The sequence below is a fragment of the Rahnella bruchi genome (assembly GCF_003614975.1).
GTDB lineage: Bacteria > Pseudomonadota > Gammaproteobacteria > Enterobacterales > Enterobacteriaceae > Rahnella > Rahnella bruchi.
Map to the genome: position 1 here is coordinate 114,242 of NZ_QZWI01000010.1, position 19,874 is coordinate 134,115.

The 19,874-nt window shown below is 49.5% G+C and carries 20 protein-coding genes and 3 pseudogenes; 20 read left to right on the plus strand and 3 right to left on the minus strand.

Annotation, left to right across the window (positions count from 1 at the left end):
- Positions 1 to 503 precede the first annotated feature (503 nt).
- The 3 genes and pseudogenes from etsA to D5398_RS16830 all read left to right on the plus strand — a co-directional run.
- A complete protein-coding gene (etsA, locus tag D5398_RS16820) occupies positions 504 to 1,691 on the plus strand; it encodes a macrolide efflux RND transporter periplasmic adaptor subunit EtsA (protein ID WP_120508652.1) in 1,188 nt (395 codons plus the stop codon).
- A pseudogene (locus D5398_RS16825) lies at positions 1,688 to 3,145 on the plus strand (ABC transporter permease); the annotation flags it as partial. The gene etsA and the pseudogene D5398_RS16825, both read left to right, overlap by 4 nt.
- A pseudogene (locus D5398_RS16830) lies at positions 3,114 to 3,647 on the plus strand (efflux RND transporter permease subunit); the annotation flags it as partial. The pseudogenes D5398_RS16825 and D5398_RS16830, both read left to right, overlap by 32 nt.
- 65 nt (positions 3,648 to 3,712) lie before the next feature.
- Here the strand turns inward: D5398_RS16830 and D5398_RS16835 are convergent.
- Entirely contained in the window at positions 3,713 to 4,105 is a 393-nt protein-coding gene (locus D5398_RS16835; protein ID WP_119825047.1) for a nuclear transport factor 2 family protein, read from the minus strand.
- A 94-nt stretch (positions 4,106 to 4,199) separates the two neighbouring features.
- On the opposite strand from D5398_RS16835, the gene D5398_RS16840 reads away from it, so the two are divergent.
- Positions 4,200 to 4,958 carry an AraC family transcriptional regulator gene (locus D5398_RS16840; RefSeq protein WP_120508718.1) on the plus strand — a complete coding sequence of 253 codons (759 nt, stop codon included), beginning with the start codon at positions 4,200 to 4,202 and terminating at the stop codon, positions 4,956 to 4,958.
- Here the strand turns inward: D5398_RS16840 and D5398_RS16845 are convergent.
- Positions 4,950 to 5,984: a LacI family DNA-binding transcriptional regulator gene (locus D5398_RS16845; RefSeq protein ID WP_120508653.1), complete on the minus strand. Its 1,035-nt coding sequence runs from the start codon at positions 5,982 to 5,984 to the stop codon at positions 4,950 to 4,952. The genes D5398_RS16840 and D5398_RS16845 overlap by 9 nt on opposite strands.
- A gap of 349 nt (positions 5,985 to 6,333) precedes the next feature.
- Between D5398_RS16845 and D5398_RS16850 the strand changes: the two genes are divergently transcribed.
- The 7 genes from D5398_RS16850 (at position 6,334) to ssb (ending at position 13,575) form a co-directional block, all read left to right on the plus strand.
- Positions 6,334 to 6,654 carry a PTS sugar transporter subunit IIB gene (locus tag D5398_RS16850; protein WP_120132376.1) on the plus strand — a complete coding sequence of 107 codons (321 nt, stop codon included), beginning with the start codon at positions 6,334 to 6,336 and terminating at the stop codon, positions 6,652 to 6,654.
- 125 nt (positions 6,655 to 6,779) lie between these two features.
- Positions 6,780 to 8,138, plus strand: a complete 1,359-nt coding sequence (chbC, locus tag D5398_RS16855) for a PTS N,N'-diacetylchitobiose transporter subunit IIC (protein WP_120508654.1) — start codon at positions 6,780 to 6,782, stop codon at positions 8,136 to 8,138.
- Between the two features lie 63 nt (positions 8,139 to 8,201).
- Positions 8,202 to 8,549, plus strand: coding sequence for a PTS N,N'-diacetylchitobiose transporter subunit IIA (gene chbA / locus D5398_RS16860; RefSeq protein WP_119825055.1), 348 nt, complete (start codon positions 8,202 to 8,204; stop codon positions 8,547 to 8,549).
- A gap of 14 nt (positions 8,550 to 8,563) precedes the next feature.
- Entirely contained in the window at positions 8,564 to 9,400 is an 837-nt protein-coding gene (chbR, locus tag D5398_RS16865) for a transcriptional regulator ChbR (protein ID WP_162940779.1), read from the plus strand.
- 65 nt (positions 9,401 to 9,465) lie between these two features.
- Complete coding sequence (locus D5398_RS16870; protein WP_120508656.1) at positions 9,466 to 10,809, plus strand: 6-phospho-beta-glucosidase; 1,344 nt, start codon at positions 9,466 to 9,468, stop codon at positions 10,807 to 10,809.
- 44 nt (positions 10,810 to 10,853) lie between these two features.
- Entirely contained in the window at positions 10,854 to 11,612 is a 759-nt protein-coding gene (chbG, locus tag D5398_RS16875; RefSeq protein ID WP_120508657.1) for a chitin disaccharide deacetylase, read from the plus strand.
- A gap of 1,450 nt (positions 11,613 to 13,062) precedes the next feature.
- Positions 13,063 to 13,575, plus strand: coding sequence for a single-stranded DNA-binding protein (gene ssb / locus D5398_RS16880; RefSeq protein WP_120508658.1), 513 nt, complete (start codon positions 13,063 to 13,065; stop codon positions 13,573 to 13,575).
- A 658-nt stretch (positions 13,576 to 14,233) separates the two neighbouring features.
- On the opposite strand, the gene D5398_RS16885 is transcribed toward ssb, so the two are convergent.
- Complete coding sequence (locus D5398_RS16885) at positions 14,234 to 14,722, minus strand: transglycosylase SLT domain-containing protein (protein ID WP_462938090.1); 489 nt, start codon at positions 14,720 to 14,722, stop codon at positions 14,234 to 14,236.
- Between the two features lie 466 nt (positions 14,723 to 15,188).
- Between D5398_RS16885 and traM the strand changes: the two genes are divergently transcribed.
- The 9 genes and pseudogenes from traM to D5398_RS16930 all read left to right on the plus strand — a co-directional run.
- Positions 15,189 to 15,575 (plus strand): conjugal transfer relaxosome DNA-binding protein TraM, encoded by a 387-nt coding sequence (gene traM, locus D5398_RS16890; protein ID WP_120508660.1) that lies wholly within the window; start codon positions 15,189 to 15,191, stop codon positions 15,573 to 15,575.
- 184 nt (positions 15,576 to 15,759) lie between these two features.
- Complete coding sequence (locus tag D5398_RS16895) at positions 15,760 to 16,458, plus strand: hypothetical protein (RefSeq protein WP_120508661.1); 699 nt, start codon at positions 15,760 to 15,762, stop codon at positions 16,456 to 16,458.
- A gap of 125 nt (positions 16,459 to 16,583) precedes the next feature.
- Entirely contained in the window at positions 16,584 to 16,769 is a 186-nt protein-coding gene (locus D5398_RS16900; protein ID WP_120508662.1) for a TraY domain-containing protein, read from the plus strand.
- Positions 16,770 to 16,813: 44 nt separating this feature from the next.
- Positions 16,814 to 17,179: a type IV conjugative transfer system pilin TraA gene (gene traA / locus D5398_RS16905; protein ID WP_120508663.1), complete on the plus strand. Its 366-nt coding sequence runs from the start codon at positions 16,814 to 16,816 to the stop codon at positions 17,177 to 17,179.
- A 14-nt stretch (positions 17,180 to 17,193) separates the two neighbouring features.
- The gene (gene traL / locus D5398_RS16910) at positions 17,194 to 17,499 is read left to right on the plus strand and encodes a type IV conjugative transfer system protein TraL (RefSeq protein WP_415838496.1); all 306 of its coding nucleotides are present in this window, start codon (positions 17,194 to 17,196) and stop codon (positions 17,497 to 17,499) included.
- Positions 17,500 to 17,516: 17 nt separating this feature from the next.
- Positions 17,517 to 18,080, plus strand: a complete 564-nt coding sequence (gene traE / locus D5398_RS16915) for a type IV conjugative transfer system protein TraE (RefSeq protein WP_120508665.1) — start codon at positions 17,517 to 17,519, stop codon at positions 18,078 to 18,080.
- Entirely contained in the window at positions 18,070 to 18,804 is a 735-nt protein-coding gene (gene traK / locus D5398_RS16920) for a type-F conjugative transfer system secretin TraK (RefSeq protein ID WP_120508666.1), read from the plus strand. The genes traE and traK overlap by 11 nt, the downstream gene beginning before the upstream one ends.
- Complete coding sequence (locus D5398_RS16925) at positions 18,804 to 18,971, plus strand: conjugal transfer protein TraB (RefSeq protein WP_244216777.1); 168 nt, start codon at positions 18,804 to 18,806, stop codon at positions 18,969 to 18,971. Before traK ends, D5398_RS16925 begins: the two co-directional genes overlap by 1 nt.
- Positions 18,922 to 19,572 (plus strand): annotated as a pseudogene (locus D5398_RS16930) (ketose-bisphosphate aldolase); the annotation flags it as partial. The gene D5398_RS16925 and the pseudogene D5398_RS16930, both read left to right, overlap by 50 nt.
- Positions 19,573 to 19,874: the final 302 nt, after the last annotated feature.

The window sequence follows — 19,874 nt, forward strand, 5'->3', positions numbered from 1 at the left end:
GTTAAGTACGTATTGCTGTGTATTTTTTCTGAATTCTATTAATGATTTGGAAATGTATCGACTAGGTTACTGCAATTCGATAATAGGTAAGGTGGGTGTGCTTGTGAAGAATGCTATCGTATATGAATTCATACTATTTAATCCGAATAAACTTCATAATGGCTTGGATTCATAAAATTAATGACATATCTCTAATTGTAATAACTTTCATTCTACGGGTTCTGTAAAATTCCGCTATCGCGATAGACATTTTTGATGATTCGGCCGACGTCATCAGACTTCGCAATAGTCATCTGCCGGTGCTCAAAGAGCTGGGATTATCGCCGGGCGGCCCCTAAAATGGCTTTTTCAGTATTTTGGAAGATCTCTAAAAATGAATGCCTCGAGTCGCAGAGAGGTGTATGCAACTACGGCTACACCCCGTGTTTAACTCCAGTACAGACTCAGCGGGGCAAAATGATACCTGAGATCACTGCGTTTTAACGTTATGGAAAACCCGCACAATGTTAATGAAACTCCCTTCACGTCGCGTCGCCATTTTTGCTGCGGTGATGCTTACAGTTCTTATCACCGTCTCCTTGTTGTTCCTGCGCAGCGCGCCAGTCCCGGAGTATGTCACGGCTCCGGTACGTAAAGGGGATATTGAAAATTCCGTACTGGCTACCGGGCGAATCGATGCGATTGAGCGCGTTAATGTCGGTGCTCAGGTCTCAGGCCAGGTAAAATCACTGAAAGTGAAGCCTGGCGATCGAGTTACTAAAGGGCAGCCGATAGCAGACATTGACGATGTGCCGCAGCGTAATGATTTGCGCACCGCCGAAGCCGCACTCAACGTGGTCAAAGCCGATCTGCAAGCCAAGCAGGCGCTCTTAAAACAGGCTGAACTCCGTTTCAAACGGCAGCGGCAGATGCTTAACCAAGAAGCCAGCTCACGTGAAGATTTTGAGTCCGCAGAAGCCACGCTGGCGACCACGCGTGCGGAGCTACTGTCACTCAATGCGCGCCTCGTGCAGGCGCAGATCGAGGTGGATAAGAAAAAGGTCGACCTGAGCTACACACGTGTCGTCGCGCCGATGGACGGCATCGTTATCGCAGTGGTGACCCAGCAAGGGCAGACGGTGAACTCCAGCCAAAGTGCACCGACGATTATCAAGCTTGCCCGACTGGATGTGATGACCATTAAGGCTCAGATCTCTGAGGCCGATATCACCCGTATTTTCATTGGCCAAAAAGCGCGCTTCACCATTTTCTCGGAACCGGACAAAGAGTATGACGCGATACTGCGCACCGTTGAACTGGCGCCGGAATCGGTAATGAAAGACGACACCCTTGCCAGCAGCGGTTCGGCATCAGGCTCAGGCACCTCGAATGCGTCCGTCTACTACAACGCGCTGCTGGACGTGCCCAATCCGGAAAACCGGCTGCGAATTGCCATGACTGCTCAGGTCACGCTGCTTGCCGGCGAAGGTAAAAATACGCTTCTGGTGCCCATTCAGGCGGTGCATAAAGCAGACGGGAATGAGCAGCAGGTGCAGATTTTGACAAATAACGGCAAGCTTGAAACCCGACAGGTAAAAACCGGAATAACCAACAGCGTGGATATTGAGATCCTTGATGGCGTTAAAGTCGGGGAAAAGGTGGTGCTGTCGCAGCCAGGTGAAAAAGCACCCGGGGAAGGGTTCGTGCTGTGAGTAATATTATTGAGCTTAACGGTATTAACCGTACCTACCGTAATGGTGGCCAGACGCTTACCGTCCTCAAAGAGGTGAGTCTGACGATCGCAGCAGGTGAACTGGTGGCGATTATCGGCGCCTCGGGGTCGGGTAAATCGACCCTGATGAACATCATGGGTTGCCTTGATGTCCCCGACAGCGGGGATTATTACATTGGCGGGCAAAATGCCGCAAAGCTTTCACCGGATGAGCTTGCAAGAATACGCCGGGAACATATCGGTTTTATCTTCCAGCGCTATCATTTGATGCCAGACCTCAGCGCACTGGGCAATGTTGAGATCCCTGCCATTTACGCCAACAGCGGACGTGACCAGCGTCGGCTGCGAGCCGCAGCACTGCTGGGCAGGCTGGGGCTGGAAGGGCGGGAGCATCATAAACCCGGTGAACTATCCGGCGGTCAGCAACAGCGCGTCAGTATTGCCCGCTCGCTGATTAATGGCGGAGAGATCATTCTGGCGGACGAACCGACCGGTGCGCTGGATTCACAGTCAGGGCAGGAAGTGCTGGCCATCCTCAGCGAACTTCACCAGCGGGGTCATACCGTGGTGATAGTGACCCACGATATGAAGGTGGCGCAACATGCTCAGCGGATTATCGAACTGCGCGACGGCGAAATTATCTCAGACAGCGGCAGTCGCTTGACCACTACGGAAAAACTGCCGCCTCCCAACAGGACCCGGCAAAGTCGTTGGCAAAGTTTTCTCGATCGTACACGTGAATCGCTGGGAATGGCGCTGAAAGCGATGAACGCACATCGTTTACGCACAACCTTGACCATGACCGGAATTATTTTCGGCATCGCTGCCGTGGTCACAGTGGTGGCGCTCGGTGAAGGCGCGAAGCAGCGGACGCTGGAGAATATTAAAGATCTGGGCACCAACGTGGTGAGCATTTACCCCGGGAGCGATTTCTTCGACGACAGCGCCGAAAGCATTCGTACTCTGGTGCCTGCAGATGCTGCAGCACTGGCGAAGCAGGGGTTTATCGACAGCGTAAGCCCGGAAGTCAGTGTCTCAGACACCATTCGTTTTCGCGGAAAATCCGCAACCGCCTCAATCAATGGCGTTGGGCGAGATCACTTCCGCGTTAATGGCATCGAGATTTTGCAGGGGGCAACGTTCAGGGACGATCGTAACGCCCTGCAGGAAGTGATCATCGATGAAAACGCCCGCATAGCGTTATTTGATGAGGCGGGGTTAAAGGCGCTGGGGCAAATTGTATTCCTCGGTTCCGTTCCTGCTCGCGTTGTGGGCATCGCTAAGAGCAATAACCGTAGTTATGCACCTAACCGTATTACCGTGTGGATGCCCTACAGTACAGTAATGTACCGAATGGCAGGTACACCGGTACTGACCAGCATCAGCGTCCGGCTGAAGGACAATGTGGCTAACGAGGCCGCTGTCAGTGCGATATGAGCAACTCCCCCGTAATGAAGATCCGGCGTTTACCATTAAAACTGCCGTGGTGTCTGCCAGCTGGCCGGGGGCAAGCGTGGAGGATACGGTTAATCTGGTCACCGATACGCTGGAGAAAAAACTGCAGGAAACGCCTTATCTTGATTTTGTGCAAAGCGAAACGCACGCCGGGCAATCGGTCATTTTCATCAATCTTCGCGATGACACGCCGCCTTCAGAGGTCGCGGGTATCTGGTATCAAGTACGCAAAAAGATGCAGGATATCGCGCCGTCACTGCCCGCGGGTGTGCGGGGCCCATCGGTGGATGACGAATTTGATGACACCTTCGGCACCCTTTATGGCTTTACTGCAGAAGGTTTCACGCCGCGTGAGCTTCGTGACAAGGTCGATGATATCAGCCGCAGTCTGATGTCGCTGCCGGATATGGGAAAAACCAGCCTGCTGGGCGTCCAGGAGGAGAATATTGTTCTCGAATTTTCACCGGCACAGCTGGCGGGTAACGTATCAATTAAGCCTGGTTATCGGGTGGTGGTCCCCACCTCTAAGCAAAGAGTGGGGGACCGTTAATGTCTGCCCCCAAGATCGCGGTCGCCTGATGTGCCGTGAATCATCCGGGTGAGTTCTTCGCAGCGGATGATCTTTCCAGATGACAACGTGAAGCGGGCAAAAACTTCAAATTCACAGTGTTCACCCTGAATTTTTGCTGCCTTGACATGATGGTGTGTAAACACCGTCTGATCTTCCGTGACGGCAGACAGTACAGAGATGTTTATTTTTGTGGTGTGTGATTTAAGCAGCGCCATATGCTCAATAAATTTGCGGTAATCGAGCTGGTGACCATCGACCACCTGCTGATAGCCCGGATCAAAGTAAAGGGCAATTTCATGCTCGCTGTGTTCCGGGCTGCAGACCACGTTTTGCAGTGCATCAATGACTGTCTGAGTTGTCTTTTTCATCGGTTCCTCCATTTTGAGAGCAGAAAGAGTACGGGAAGAGTGGATGAGGCTATTATCCGTATCTGGACAAGATATACGGTTAATCGGCCATAAGATGAAGATTGAAAAATTCGACTACGACAGTCTGCATTCGACGCCCTGGCATAAACACGCATCCGGTCAGCTGTACTGGTTGAGTCATGGCATTCTTGTCATTGAAACGACGTCAGTACAGTGGACTGTCACACCGGGATCACTGGGATGGTTTCCCGCTGATGTCAGCCACAGGGCCTGGGTTCCGGCAGGCGTGAAAGGTCAAAGCCTTTACCTTGAACCAGGTTTCTGCTCATCGTTTCCCACTCATCCGGGGGTCTATGGGGCAGATGCCTTCGTGATGGCAATTTTGGAACGCCTGTGCCGGGAAGGTGATTTTTCTTCCCCTACGGAATATCAACGTCATCTTCTCAAATTATTAGGCTTTGAAATTGCCGGAGGTCCTGACTTGCCGCTTCAGTTGACGTTGCCCGTCGATCGCCGGGCTCGTAATGTCGCGAATGAATTACTGAAAAACCCGGCATGCGCGCTGGACCAGACACAGCTTGCCCAACAATGGGGGCTCAGCGTTCGCAGCCTGAGTCGTTTGTTTACTCAACAAACCGGCCTCAGTTTTAGCCAGTGGAGACAGCAGGCAAAAGTTGTCACTTCATTACAATGGGTGCTTGTCGGCTTGCCGGTTAGCGAGGTGGCGTTAAGAAGTGGTTACAGCAATGTCAGTGCTTATATCGACGTCTTCCGGCAACGCTTTGGAAAGACGCCGGGGCAGTTTCAAAATGCCCTCCTTCGCACGGAGAGTCGACAAAAGCCATCAGGCTGATTCCCTGATAACAAGCCGGTATCCCATATCCACAATCGGCTCTGCAACCGCGATGCCTTCAATCTTATCCGCCAGCATATCCGCAGCCCTGATGCCTAAATCCCATTTATCCACGCAGACGGTGGTAATGGCAGGGCGGTTGTGTGCAGCAAAATTCAGATCCGCAAAACCGATCACCGAGAAATCATCGGGGACTCGTAAGCCATGCGCTTCAGCTTCCATAATGGCGCCCTGGGCCAGGGTGTCGGAGCTGCAAATGATGGCGTCGAACCGGTGCCCGCTCTCAAGCAACTGGCGCAGTGCCTGGCGTCCGACTTCCATATTCGCGGGGCGTGAGACAATCACTTCTTTTATGTCGTGCTCAGGAATTACCCGCAATACGCTGATCGCCCCGTTTTTACGTACCATCGCGCGGCGATCTGAGGCGCAGATAAAGCCAAAATGCGTAAACCCTTTCGCGGCGAAGTATTCACCGATAGCATTGCCCACTTTTTCGTGCGAGAAGCCAATGAGCATATCAATCGGCGTCGGCGTCAGATCCCAAATCTCAACCACCGGAATATTGGCGTTCAGGATGATTCTTTTCAGCTCTGACGTGTGATGAATACCGGTCAGCACGATGCCATCCGGCCGGCGGGAAAGCAGCGTCGAGACAATATCGGTTTCGTCTTCCGGCTCGTAGCCGACAATACACAGCAACATGTGATAGCCGCGCGCCGCCAGCTGGTCACTGATCGCCTGTACGGTATCGACAAACATATTGTTGTTTATCTGCGGCACGACGACGGCAATGAGTTTGGTGCGGCTGGTCGCCAGTCCGCCTGCCAGCATATTCGGAATGTATCCGGTGCTGTTGACCGCTTCCATCACGCGGGCAATCGTTGCGGGGCGCACAACTTTAGGATTATTTAAGGCGCGGCTGACTGTCATCGGAGAAAGTCCGGCAGCCTGTGCGACATCTTCGAGCGTAGCCGTACGGGAACGGCCTTTTTGTGATTTTATTTTATTATTCAAAACGTTGTTCACTGATATCCGGGTGGCCGATACGAGAATGTTTGCGCAAACATTGTCAGTTTCTCATAACAGAACAGGCAAAGGTAGGGTTAAGTGTTAATTCATTGTTGCGTCGTGGCCCGACGAAATCTTATTTATTCCCGCGAATTATTTGCCCAAAACGTGAAGGGAGTCATAGGGGCTGGTCAAGGAGAGACAATTTCGGTTAGTTAAGAATTATCCCCTGCCAAAGCGATGCCGTATACTCGACTCAAGCAGAGACAACAGGTCAGATTCATCAGTGGGTTTTGGAAACATTCTGATGGGTTAACCAGGAACCGTTGTCTGCGCTGTAATTTATCCGGGATATGAGGGTTTCATCATGGAAAAGAAAGTCATTTATTTGTTTTGTTCCGCCGGAATGTCTACCTCGTTGCTGGTTTCTAAAATGAAAATCCAGGCCGAGAAATACGAAGTACCGGTCATTATCGAAGCATTTCCTGAAACACTGGCTGCCGAAAAAGGCTCTGCCGCCGATGTGGTTTTACTCGGGCCGCAAATTGCCTACATGCTCGACGAAATCAAAAAGGTATTGCCGGGTAAACCGGTTGAAGTGATCGATTCTGCCCTCTACGGCAAAATTGATGGATTAGGTGTACTGAAAGCAGCAGTGGCTGCGATCAAAAAAGCAGCAGCGCAGTAATCTTATTTTTCCTTATTGTTAAATTGAACGTCTTTATATTGAAATGTTTAAGTCAAAGAGAACTCCAGTCAAAGAGCGAATTTCATACCCTGGCCGCCGGATGGCGGCATTAAAGGAAAATACCAATGAGCAAAGCCATTGATTCACTTGAAAAGATACTTCTTCCTTTTGCCGTCAAAATAGGTAAGCAGCCGCATATTAATGCCATTAAAAATGGTTTTATAAAATTAATGCCGCTGACCCTGGCGGGCGCCATGTTCGTATTAATTAATAACGTATTCCTGAACTTCGGTGCCGGTTCTTTCTTTTATTCTTTAGGCGTGCGGTTGGATCCGTCAACCATTGAAACGCTGGCCGGATTAAAAACGATTGGTATTAATGTCTACAACGGCACATTGGGTATTATGTCGCTGATGGCGCCCTTCTTTATAGGGATGGCATTAGCGGAAGAGCGAAAAGTCGATTCGCTTTCCGCAGGCTTATTAGCCGTTGCTGCTTTCATGACCGTCACCCCTTATAGCGTGGGTGAAGCCTATGCGGTCGGTGCAAACTGGTTAGGTGGCGCGAATATTATTTCCGGCATGATAATCGGTCTGGTTGTCGCCGAAATGTTTACCTTTGTTATTCGCAGAAACTGGGTGATTACGTTACCCGCAAGCGTTCCCACGTCGGTTTCCCGTTCCTTCTCCGCATTAATTCCGGGCTTTATTATTCTGTTCTTCTTCGGGGTCATTTCCTGGTTGCTGGGACTGTACGGTCATAACTTCCACCAGATTATTATGGATTCTATTTCCAAACCTCTGGCGGCTATGGGCAGCGTAGTGGGCTGGGCGTATGTGATTTTCAACTCCCTCCTGTGGTTCTTCGGTGTGCATGGTTCACTGGCGCTGACCGCGCTGGACAACGGCATCATGACCCCGTGGGCGCTGGAAAACATCGCGTTGTATACCGAATACGGCTCTGTCAGTGCGGCGATTGATGCCGGTAAAACCTTCCACTTCTGGGCCAAACCGATGCTGGATTCTTATATCCTGCTGGGCGGTTCCGGGGCGACGCTGGGTCTGATTATCGCCATCTTTATCGCATCACGCCGTGCAGATCACCGCCAGGTGGCCAAGCTGGCACTGCCTTCCGGCATCTTCCAGATTAACGAGCCTATCCTGTTCGGTCTGCCGATTATTATGAACCCGGTGATGTTTATCCCGTTCGTACTGGTTCAGCCGATACTGGCCGCGATTACACTGGCGGCTTACAGCATGGGGATTATTCCACCGGTGACCAACCTTGCGCCGTGGACCATGCCGACCGGTCTGGGCGCATTCTTTAACAGTAACGGCAGCATCGCCGCCCTTTTCGTGGCCCTGTTCAACCTCGGTATCGCCACACTGGTTTATATGCCATTCGTTATCCTGTCGAACAAAGCGCAGGCGATTATCGAGGAAGAAGAAAGCGAAGAAGACATTGCCGCAGCACTGAAATTTTAATCTGAACGGGTAGCGGCAGGGCAATCTGCCTGCCGCTACCCGGCAAATCACGGAGAGATAAAGATGATGGATTTAGACAGCATTGTGGATACCGAAAGCGAAATGCAGGATCTCGAAGAAGTGGTGATGGGGTTAATCATTAACTCCGGACAAGCCCGCAGCCTGGCGTATTCAGCACTGAAAAAAGCCAAAGAAGGCGATTTTGAGCAGGCGCGTGCGGTCATGGCGCAATCGAGAATGGCGCTCAACGAAGCGCATCTGATACAGACCAAACTGATTGAAGAAGATCAGGGCGAAGGCAAAACCAAAGTCAGCCTGGTGCTGGTTCACGCGCAGGATCACCTGATGACGTCCATGCTGGCCCGTGAACTGATTGCAGAACTCATTGAGCTTCATGAGAAAATAAAATAACGTAGGGAACCATCATGCAGCCATCGGTACTGAGTATGGAAATCAAGACAGCGCGCGAAAATCAACTCTTCGACGGTCAGAATTTCCACATGTTTATCTACAATAAGGTAGAGAGCATCTCCGGGCTGCATGAGCACGACTACTACGAGTTCACCCTTGTCCTGACCGGCAGGTATTTCCAAAACGTTAACGGTAAACGGGTGTTGTTAGAACGTGGCGATTTCGTTTTCATCCCGCTGGGTTCCAATCATCAAAGCTTTTATGAATTCGGTGCCACGCGGATTTTAAATGTCGGGATCAGTAAGGCGTTTTTCGAACAGCATTATTTATCTTTATTACCTGCCCACTTTGTTGCCTCGCAGGTGTATCAGATAAAGACGGAATTCCTGACTTATATTGAGTCTGTCATTGCCTCACTGAATTTTCGTAACGGTGAGTTCAATGAATTTCTGGAAATGGTGACGTTTTATATCGTTAACCGGTTACGTCATCACCCGGAATCTGAAGTCACTCCTGATATTCCCGGCTGGCTGAAATCGGCCATTGAGAAAATGCATGATAAAGCGCGGTTTGGTGATAAAGCATTATCGAATATGGTCGAGCTTTCCGGAAAATCGCAGGAATACCTGACCCGCGCGACGCAGCGACATTACGGTAAAACGCCGATGCAGATTATTAATGAAATCCGCATTGATTTTGCCAAGAAACAGCTGGAGATCACCAACTACTCGGTCACGGATATTGCATTTGAATCCGGTTACAGCAGCCCGAGTATGTTTATTAAAAACTTTAAAAAGCTGACTTCTTTTACGCCGAACCATTACCGGAAGAAGTTATGCAGCATTAATTAATACCGGATCATTCAATAATATTTCTGTCTTAATTTGCAGTGCATGATTATTGCACGGGAGTTCCTATGAGTAAGAAACTGAAAGTCGTCACTATTGGTGGCGGGAGCAGCTATACCCCGGAATTACTGGAAGGCTTTATTAAGCGTTACGACGAGCTGCCAATTACTGAATTATGGCTGGTGGATGTCGAAGGCGGAAAAGAGAAGCAGGACATTATTTTTAACCTTTGCCAGCGTATGGTGGAACGCGCCGGTGTGCCGATTGTGATGCATAAAACGCTGAACCGCCGCGAAGCGCTGGTGGATGCCGATTTCGTCACCACGCAGCTGCGCGTCGGCCAGTTAAAAGCGCGTGAGCTCGATGAACGTATTCCGCTGAGCCACGGTTATCTGGGGCAGGAAACCAACGGGGCAGGTGGCTTGTTTAAAGGGCTGCGCACTATTCCGGTGATTTTTGACATCATTAAAGATGTCGAAGAGATCTGCCCGGACGCCTGGGTGATCAACTTCACCAACCCGGCCGGTATGGTCACTGAGGCGGTATTCCGTCACACCCAATTCAAAAAATTTATTGGCGTCTGCAACATTCCTGTCGGCATGAAAATGTTCATTCAGGATGTGCTGAAACTGACTCCGCAGGACGATTTGTCCATCGACCTGTTTGGTCTGAACCACATGGTGTTCATCAAAGATGTCATCGTGAACGGCGAATCACGCTTTGCTGAACTGCTCGACGGCGTGGCGTCGGGTACACTTACCGCCGGTTCGGTGAAAAACATCTTCGACCTGCCGTTCAGCGAAGGCCTGATCCGCTCGCTGAACCTGCTGCCGTGTTCTTACCTGCTGTACTACTTTAAGCAGAAAGAGATGCTGGCGATTGAAATGGGTGAATTCTACAAAGGCGGCGCGCGTGCCACCGTTGTGCAGAAAGTCGAGAAACAGCTGTTCGACTTGTACAAAAATCCAGACCTCAACGTGAAGCCCAAAGAGCTTGAGCTGCGCGGCGGAGCTTATTATTCCGATGCGGCCTGTGAAGTGATCAGCGCGATTTACAATGACAAGCAAACTGAGCAGTACGTCAACTTCCCGCACAACGGGCATATTGATAATATTCCGGCGGACTGGGCGGTCGAAATGACCTGTACTATCGGGCGTGACGGCGCGAAACCGCATCCGCGCATTACGCATTTCGATGAAAAAGTGTTGGGGCTTATCTACACCATCAAAGGTTTTGAGATTGCCGCGAGCAATGCTGCCATCAGCGGTGAGCTCAATGATGTGCTGCTGGCGATGAACCTCAGCCCGCTGATCCATTCCGATAAAGATGCCGAAATACTGGCGCGCGAAATGTTGCTGGCACATGAAAAACTGCTGCCGAATTTTGCAAAAACCATTGCCGCGTTAAAATAACCCGCCGCCTTCCCGTAAGGGAAGGCGCTCCGACAGGGGTGTTTATGGATAAATTACTGATTGTGAATGCGGACGATTTCGGGCTCTGCAAGGCGCAAAACTACGGGATCATTGAGGCGTTTACTCACGGCGTGGTGCGATCCACCACCGCGATGATGAATGCGCAGGGCATTGAACATGCTGCGGCACTCAGCAAAGCCTGTCCGCAGCTGGGCGTCGGGATGCACTTTGTATTGACGTTAGGCCGTCCGCTTTCGCCCATGCCAAACCTGACCCGTGAGGGCGAACTGGGGAAATGGATCTGGGAAATGGCCGAGGCCGGAACCTTGCCGCTGGATGAAATCGCCCATGAGCTGGAGTGTCAGTATGGTCGTTTTATCGAATTGTTTGGCAAAGCGCCGACACATATCGACAGTCATCACCACGTGCATATGTTCGCGGCAATTTTCCCGATAGTGGAAGCTTTTGCGAAAGAAAAGGGCATTCCGGTGCGTATTGACCGCGACGAAATCCGCAAAGGTGAAATTGCGCTGTGTGGCGTGAAAAGTACCGACGGTTTCGACAGCTCGTTCTATGGTGATGCGATTTCAGAAGCGCTGTTTCTGCATACTCTGGACAACGCGACACTGCGCGGCGACCGTTCTGTGGAAATCATGACGCATCCTTCATTTATTGATAACACGATTCTGGGGAGTAAATATTGCTATCCGCGTCTGGCGGAGCTGGATGTGCTGACCTCAGAAACGTTGAAGTACGCCATTACAGAACGCAGATTTCGCCTGGGATCGTTTAACGATTTATAGGTTGTCGTGCAGCAAGGCCGTCGTGGGCACATTGCTCAGCGCGGCCTTTTTTTAGCATCATCGCCGGTTCGGTACTTTCGGCATCTCGGATAAGTGGGGTATTTAACGTTCAGTAATTTGATGTGGACTCAGGCGGCCTTGCCGGCCGGATTGACCACGGGCTGCTCTGTGACTTCATTCCATTTTAATCCAAGGAAAAACCCTGCTGAACATCATCAGCACGTGAGTACTGCTTACTCGAGCGGCAGTGACAGTAATACTTTTTACTTAGGACCTATCCCAGAGTGAACTGAATCTTCTGAATATCTTCTGATACGGATAACAAAAGAAGGGGGCCGCGAAGGGCAAGACATCTTAAGGTGAGTTTTTGTGCCAGCGAGCGACAAATCTTAATCGTGTCTTGTTAACCGGTTACCTTCATTCACCCTGCCCACTAAAGCGGGTAGGGTCTGTTCCCTCTAACGTTCGTTCGCATGTATGCCTGGCAGCCACCCGTGGTATCGGTCTTTTTTTAGATGTCTTGGATGCGCGTAGCGAGCGGAAGGGGACTGAATTTTTAGTTAAGGCGATAACGTCATAATTGCCAGAGTTGTGATCAGGATCTGCACCAAAACTTTGAGTGCGAGCGTTTTATGATCAAGCATAGGTGCTTCTCTCGCTATAGAGATTCACTATAATAATAATGCAATCTGTACCCATTTAACCGTTCACTGACCTCCTACCCATGTCATCTCCCACCAGTGAACGGTTCTTTATCCTCGAGTCTGACATCCCCTTATCACCGGCACAACGCCGCGCTCTCGCGCGACTTGTCATTATGCTGCCGCCCGTTTGGTTTTCGTTCAACCTGCCTTTTCGCAGGTCCGGGCGGGTATGTTCTGTGCATCTTTTTCTTATTTACTGACGGTTTTTTCTCGCGTTGTCGTTTGTGGCTTCGCTATTTACGTCCTGGTGTCCCCTGACGGGACGGGCTGTCGTGCACCGAGCCAGCGCGCTGTCTTGGCCCTGCGGGCTTCCATCCCTGACGCCCTTAATGCTAGCAGCGGCCGATGGCCACGCCGCATTCACTGGCCTGCGCAGGGCTTCAGGCCGCTTTTGCGCAACCACGATTCGGTGCCGCTCGTCGTCGTTGCGAAGGTATCTGCTCCGTCCACCATGATGTGCTCTCCCGCTAAGTCCCTCTCGCCGGGGCTGAAGAAAACACAGTCGCGGTCTCCTCCTCCAGGGTATATGAACTCCCCCAAAACTTTTTGCAGGCAAAAACTTTTGTATCCGCCCTGGACGGTTTACCTCGTCCGTGTTTCAGGCGCCCACGCGGCGAAGGAACTCAGCAGGAGATATGACAAAACCGGGCTGGCCTGAAGCCGGATACCACAAAACTTCAACACCGCGGCTCCAGAATCTAACAGAAGATATGGGCTGCAAAACAGATGAATGAAGGAGATAAATCATGGCAGAACGTGGCGTAAACAAAGTGTTGTTGATCGGCAATCTGGGGAAAGCACCTGTCGTTCGCTACATGCCTAAGGGCGGGGCGGTCGCTAACCTTTCTCTGGTCACCTCTGAGCATTGGCGTGACAAAGCGACCGGTGAGCAAAAAGAGAAGACAGAATGGCACCGCGTGGTAGTGTTCGGCAAGCTGGCTGAGGTGGCCAGTGTCTACCTGACCAAGGGGGCAAAAGTGTATATCGAAGGGCAATTGCAAACACGCAAATGGCAGGATGAGCTCGGCGTCGAGCATGACACCACGGAAGTCATCGTCAAATCGCGCGGTACGCTGCAGGTGCTGAGCGATCTCCGACAGGGCGGCCGCCCGTCGGACAGTCAGGCATCCGCGCTGGCGACTCGGATGGCACAACCAGTGGCAAAAACCCCTCAGGCATCCAAAGGCAATCTTCCGGTGCAAACCACTCCCACAGGACAATCGCCGCATGCCGTAGATTTTGATGATCTACCGTTCTGATGCTGACACCTGGAGCCGTATGCCCCGCGAAAGCGGGGCATACGCTAACCGAGGAAGTGCGGAGACTCATCATTCTCCTGTTTTTGCAAAGGCGGATGACATGATATGACCAGTAGAGAAGTATTAACGATTGCCAGAATGCACGCGATGATACTGGCAGCAAACTGGAACAGTGCGCGGGGAGGCTCACCGCTGTGTCCAGGGATAGGGTGCTGGCCCGCCAACTGCAGTAGGATCTCGGGCCTAACAATGATTTCGTCGGCTGTGCGCTCGTCACCCAGACTGTCGCCGCGCGCCGCATACCCTGTCGTTAACGCACGTCTGATTTAAGAAGGCGTAGCAACGACCCATTTAAGTTACGCCGACAATTTCACGTTCCTCTCAGGAAGGGATAAATTTTACTGAACGGATTGTTGTCATTGCGGATCTCCATCGGAAAGGGTATTTGAATTTTGCATCCTGTTGTATTCGCGAAAAACTTCATCAAGTTCGTTAGTTTTGTTCGTTTAAGATGTCCGAAATATATTCAGACGTTTCTTTTAATTGTGGCTCCTGTTCGATAAAATTTTCCTTATTAGATGCGCCATGCTGTGACCTGTAGATGTCCGAGATCTGTGGGGGATTGATATAGTCCTCACCCTGAAGGACAGGGAGTATGTTAATGAGGCCCTAAATTTACTGGGGGCGATATGATACTTTTTTCATGCTTAATTACGGTATAAGTGGCATAGACTTTGGCCGCATAATTGAAGCGTATTTTGGCCTGCGCTCTATTCTTTTTAAATCCTGCGTTATAAGCACCGACAGAATTCCAATTCACCCCCCATCGGTTAAAGGCAATAGCCAGATAATAAGCGCCCGTGTAAATATTCAGACATTCGTTATTATATAAAGCATAGGGGGTGATCCCAAGCTGTGATAAAGAGAAAAAGTTATGAGAGTGGATCTGCATCTCACCGATGGCGTAATTATCCGGACCGACGAAATTAATGGCATGGGGCTTCATTGATGATTCGCGCAGCGCGATTGCACGAAGTAGATCAGGGTCAATATGGTAATCCCTGCCTGCCCTGTCAAAACAATCCGTGGCGTAGACGTTCATGCTGGTCAAAAAGGTAAAGCATAATAATACACAACGCATTCTTATTTTCCTTTCTTCAGGCTGTGCCTGATCCTTACAATTTTTCCCATGGGTTGCCAAGCGCGGTAATTCATAAATCCAACGAAGATGTCAAAAATTTTGGAATATATTTCCCAGCTCGAGTGGTTTCACACCCCACGCAAAATGATTATCTTAGTGGTTACTGCTAATTTTCAATGGGTTAATTATGAGATATTGCGCTCACTTGCATTGTGATACGTTATTCTGACTTGCCAGAGACTCTATGCCAAGTTGTGGCAGAGGCTAACAAGAGTTAGTGGTGAATCGAATTTTCAAAATCAGTAATTTGTGAAAGCTTGACTCTAGGGTTAAGTCATGTAATAACCCGTCCGTTGAGTTGTATTTAACGTGTAACTGTTTTCGAGTTGAACCTAGAGTCATATTCCAAGATGAAAGATAAGTAGCCTATTAAGGTCAGTGCAATTGATTTGAAATGAGGGGATATTTAATCATGGCCAGAATACAAGCGTATGTCAGCGATGAAGTGACCGAAAAGATAAACCTTATTGTCGAAAAGAGAAGAGCCGAAGGGGCAAGAGAGAAAGATGTTAGCTGTTCAAGTATCACGGCGATGTTAATTGAACTCGGCCTGAGGGTGTATGACGCGCAAATGACAAGGAAAGCCTCTGATTTTAATCAAATGGCGTATAACAAAATACTTCTTGAGAATGTTTTGAAAACACAATTTGCGATGTCGAAACTGCTTGGCATAAATTCGCTGAGCCCACATGTAGCGAATATTCCTAAATTCGAATATAGAACGATGGTGCCTAAAATTATTGATGATGTACATGAAATTATTTCTGGTTTATTTCCTGCCGAAGAGCTTGATGAATAGACCACCTACTGAACGAGTTTCTCCAAGCGCTCGGCAGAAATACATCGTCAAAAAAACTGGGCAGGGTCTTGGGTCACGGCTTCTGAATGACGTGTCGATAGGCTCACCCCATTTGATCAGGTCGAAAAACATGCTGCGTCCCTTATGTTTTGACACTCTCCTCTGATTGTAAAGGGCGGTTTTTATGTGTGCATATGCACGAGAACGGGATCACTCGTTATCATTTCACCAAACTGACTCACTGAATTGCCTGAAGGAAGCCATAAACTATTTATCTTATCCTGTTTGTATTCATAATAATAATGGCATGTTTGTCCTGCATAATGAGTATTTTGAAAACGAATTACTGAAAAATCACAATACCCCCGCTGAATGGTTTTCTCATCTGCCGCAGGAAATAAGTTATGCACTGTCCCGGGCAGAGCTGGAAACGTTAAGCCATATTGAAATGATGACGCTTTTAGATTCGGTGAATATCGTAGGCGAAAACTGGAGTGTGCATTTTCAGATACTTTCAGTTCACAGGGAGTTATTGTGCATGTGGCATTTTAATAAAATAAAACACCGGCAGAATGCGATCTGCTTAGGACGCTTTTCCTATAAGCGAATGGAAAGTTTGGTGATGGACTTTCGCGAACGCTGTGGTCTTAATCACTGGAATGTACATAATCTCCATGTGTCAGGTCTGAGTCACGAGTCTATCTCGAAAATTCTTTCTATCTCACCGGGGACATCAAGAAATATTATTTCAGATATCCATGCATCTTTTAATACCAATTTAAGGGATGAACTCATCATCTCAACCTTTGCGAGTGGGCAAAATATCACTATATCTAAAAATGTGGCGCAATTAATTAAAAAGCATGTAAGGAAGTTGTTATAAAACTCATGATGCCCTGTCATTGTCTTTTTACGAGCAGGATGGGATTATTTTGATAATGAGCAAGGGAAAGGGAGTGACAAAATTTGGTTCAGAGGAATTCGCGACCTGCATTAGGTAATGCGGTAATGGTCAGATTAGATGACGTTACCAATACCCGCCTTATTAATGCTAAAAATCGAAGTGGTCGAAGTAAGTCTAATGAGATGGCCCTCAGGCTTAAAGACCATCTGGAAAGGTTTCCTGATTTCTATAACTCGGAATATGCGGAGGAAATGCTAAATCCTAAACTCAACGGCCATCATGCTAAATAGATCATCCATTATCAATAATAATTCAGAGAGTTGAGGGCGTTATTATGAACACCTCTTTAAAGGTTCAAGCCACAGCGGTATCGGAAAACACACGTTATTCTTATCCCCGTTTATTTCTTCTGAAAAAATCACTTATTGCCATGAAAACCCTTCTGCCTGCCGCCGTTCTGGCAGCATTTTTTCCCGATGTGGTCATTGCGGCCGGTGCCGGTAAGGACTTAATGCAATCGGGTGATGCGTCCGTGAAGGCCACATTTGGCAGTGACTCAAGCATTGTTAAATGGGTCGTTCTGGCCGAGGTCCTGGTCGGTGCCATCATGTACATGATGACCAAAAACGTAAAATTCCTCGCGGGCTTTGCCATTTTGTCGGTCTTTATTGCTATCGGCATGTCCGTAGCCGGCTATTAGTGAGGAAAATGCGTATGACGGACGGCGAACTCAAAAAATACCGTTTCCCTGCGACATTGAGCAATCAGACTCGCTGGTTCGGACTCTATCTCGATGAGCTTTTACCCACCGCAACCTGTCTTGGTTGGGGGCTGCTTACCGGTAAACAACTTTTTGGTTTGGGGGCGGCAATATTGTCGTTCTGGGCAGTCAAAAGACTTAAAAAAGGGCGGGGCAGTACCTGGCTGCGCGATTTAATTTACTGGTATATGCCAACGGCCATGTTAAGAGGTGTATTCCACAGCGTCCCAGACTCCTGCTTTCGGCAATGGGTTAAGTAACTTTTCAAGGAGTGAACATGGAGCACCGTGCCCGCCTGAGTACACACCGCGTGTTAGCCATCGGGTTTACCTGTATGGGCGTATTTTTATTACTGAGCCTTGTGACAAACATTATTCAGGGGACAAATAACCATCGCTTGCAGAATGAACAAAAAGTCGCCGTAACGCCCATGTTATTTGATGCGCCGTTTGCGGTCTCTCAAAATCAGTCCGATGCGTCATATCTGCAACAACTGGCATTGTCCTTTATTGCCTTACGCCTGAATGTCACCCCGGAAACCGTGGAAGCGTCGCACGCCGTGTTATTGGCTTTCGTGAAACCCGCCGCCCAAAACGAACTGAAAGTGACACTCGCTGAAGATGCAAAGCGCATTAAAGCCAATAACGTCAACTCTGCGTTTTATCAAACCAGTGTAAAAGTGTTCCCTGCCAGCAATCGGGTCGATATCCGAGGGGAGCTTAAAACTTGGATTGGAAATTCCCAACCGTATACGGAGTTGAAACATTATGTTCTGGAACTTAAGCGTGAAGATGGGATCACTTGGCTGTCACGTTTTGGGGAGGTTGAACATGAAAAGTGATAAGTGGGGGCGGTGTGTCGCAGTGGCCTTGTCTCTTGGCCCTTGTGGTGCATTCTCTGCTGCGGTGAGCGTATCTCCCACTCTTGTGCCATTGAATAACGGGGGGCAGGTCAGTCTGGTTGTCAGTAATACCGATCCCAACCTGTTGCGCGTGGCAGGCGACCGCGTGATCGCCATTAACAGCCTGGACGGTGAACTGACCCGTGAAGAAAAAACTGACAGCGGTGGCGTGGTGCTCTCCACACTCAAGAAAAAACCTTTTACCTTCATAATTGAAACTCAGCGGGGACTCAACATCTCAATACAGGCTCGCCCTCACGCAGGGGCAGGCTGCACGATTGAGCTGGTCAATAAACGGGTTAGGGCAGAGGAGGACGCAAAAGTTTGGGAAGAGTCAGCACCCTATCAGTCCGTACTGGTTATGCTCAATAGAGCAGTACGCAATGGCTCCCTTGCACAAGGTTACCAGTCCGTTTCCGTCAGAAATGAAAGCATCTCAGTACCAGAGGGTTTGCAGGCGGTGCCTGAAAAAGCTTGGGTAGGCCATCATCTTAAAATCGTTCGCTACACGCTGACCAATTTGCTGCCCCATCCGAAACCCATTGAAGAAGATAATTTCTTTCAACCCACTACTCGCGCCGTGATGTTCGCCGAACCCATGGCGCAGATTTTGCCGGGTGGGCGCCTGCAACTCTATGTCACGAGCTCCGAGGAAACGGATTGATGAATATCAATAGCCTCGTTAAACGTAAACAACTTCTGTGGTTGAGCCTGGTAGCCGCAACGGTCGGTACAGCCATTGCCGCCGGATGGTATTTATCAGATATCGACAGACCCGTAAGCCGCTCATCAGCACAACTTGCCGTTGGCATTGCACCTGGATCATCATGAAGAGTTAGACGATATCCGCACAAAAGTCACGGCTGGGGTGCGCTCGGTAATGATCGATGGTTCACATTGCGCGTTTGAAGACAACATTCGCAAAGTGTCAGAGGTGGTGCGTTTATGCCAAAGATATGACGTCAGTGTGGAAGCCGAGCTGGGGCGACTCGGCGGCCAAGAGGACGACCTGAATGTCGACAGTGCAGACAGCTTCTTTACCGACCCCACTTCAGCGCGCCTTTTTGTCGAACGTACCGGGATTGATTCTTTGGCCGTGGCAATTGGCTCCGCGCATGGGCTATATCACGGGGAGCCGCATCTTGATTTTGCCCGTTTAGCACAAGTTCGTAAGGTCGTAGACGTTCCACTGGTATTACATGGCGCATCGGGTATTCCGGAACACATGGTACATGAGGCGATAGAACTCGGGATATGCAAAGTGAATGTGGCCACAGACCTGAAAATTGCTTTTGCCGATGCGGTAAAAGATTACTTTACTGAACATCCAGAGGCGAATGACCCTCGTAAATATATTACCCCGGGTAAGGAGGCGATGCGTAAAGTCGTTCTGGAAAAAATACGCATCTGCGGTAGCGAAGGCAAATTGTAGGCTGCATTCCCCCGTGATAAAAACGGTATTTTAAAAAGGGTCAACCTGGCTGGCGGATCCTTAAGGAAGCATATTTTCAGTCAACATTTTGCAAGTAAGGTTTTAATTCTGCCACTACCTCACGATGAGGAAGAAAAACATCATGATGAGTTTTGGCTTTAAAGGCGACTAAGACGGCGATAAAGGTGTTCGTCTTTGCCGCCTTAGCCGACGTAACCCCATCCCGATACTCAGAAATCAGCCCAGCGCTGCAATTTCTTTAATGAATAAATATTGCCACTGCACTGACGCGATTATTAACC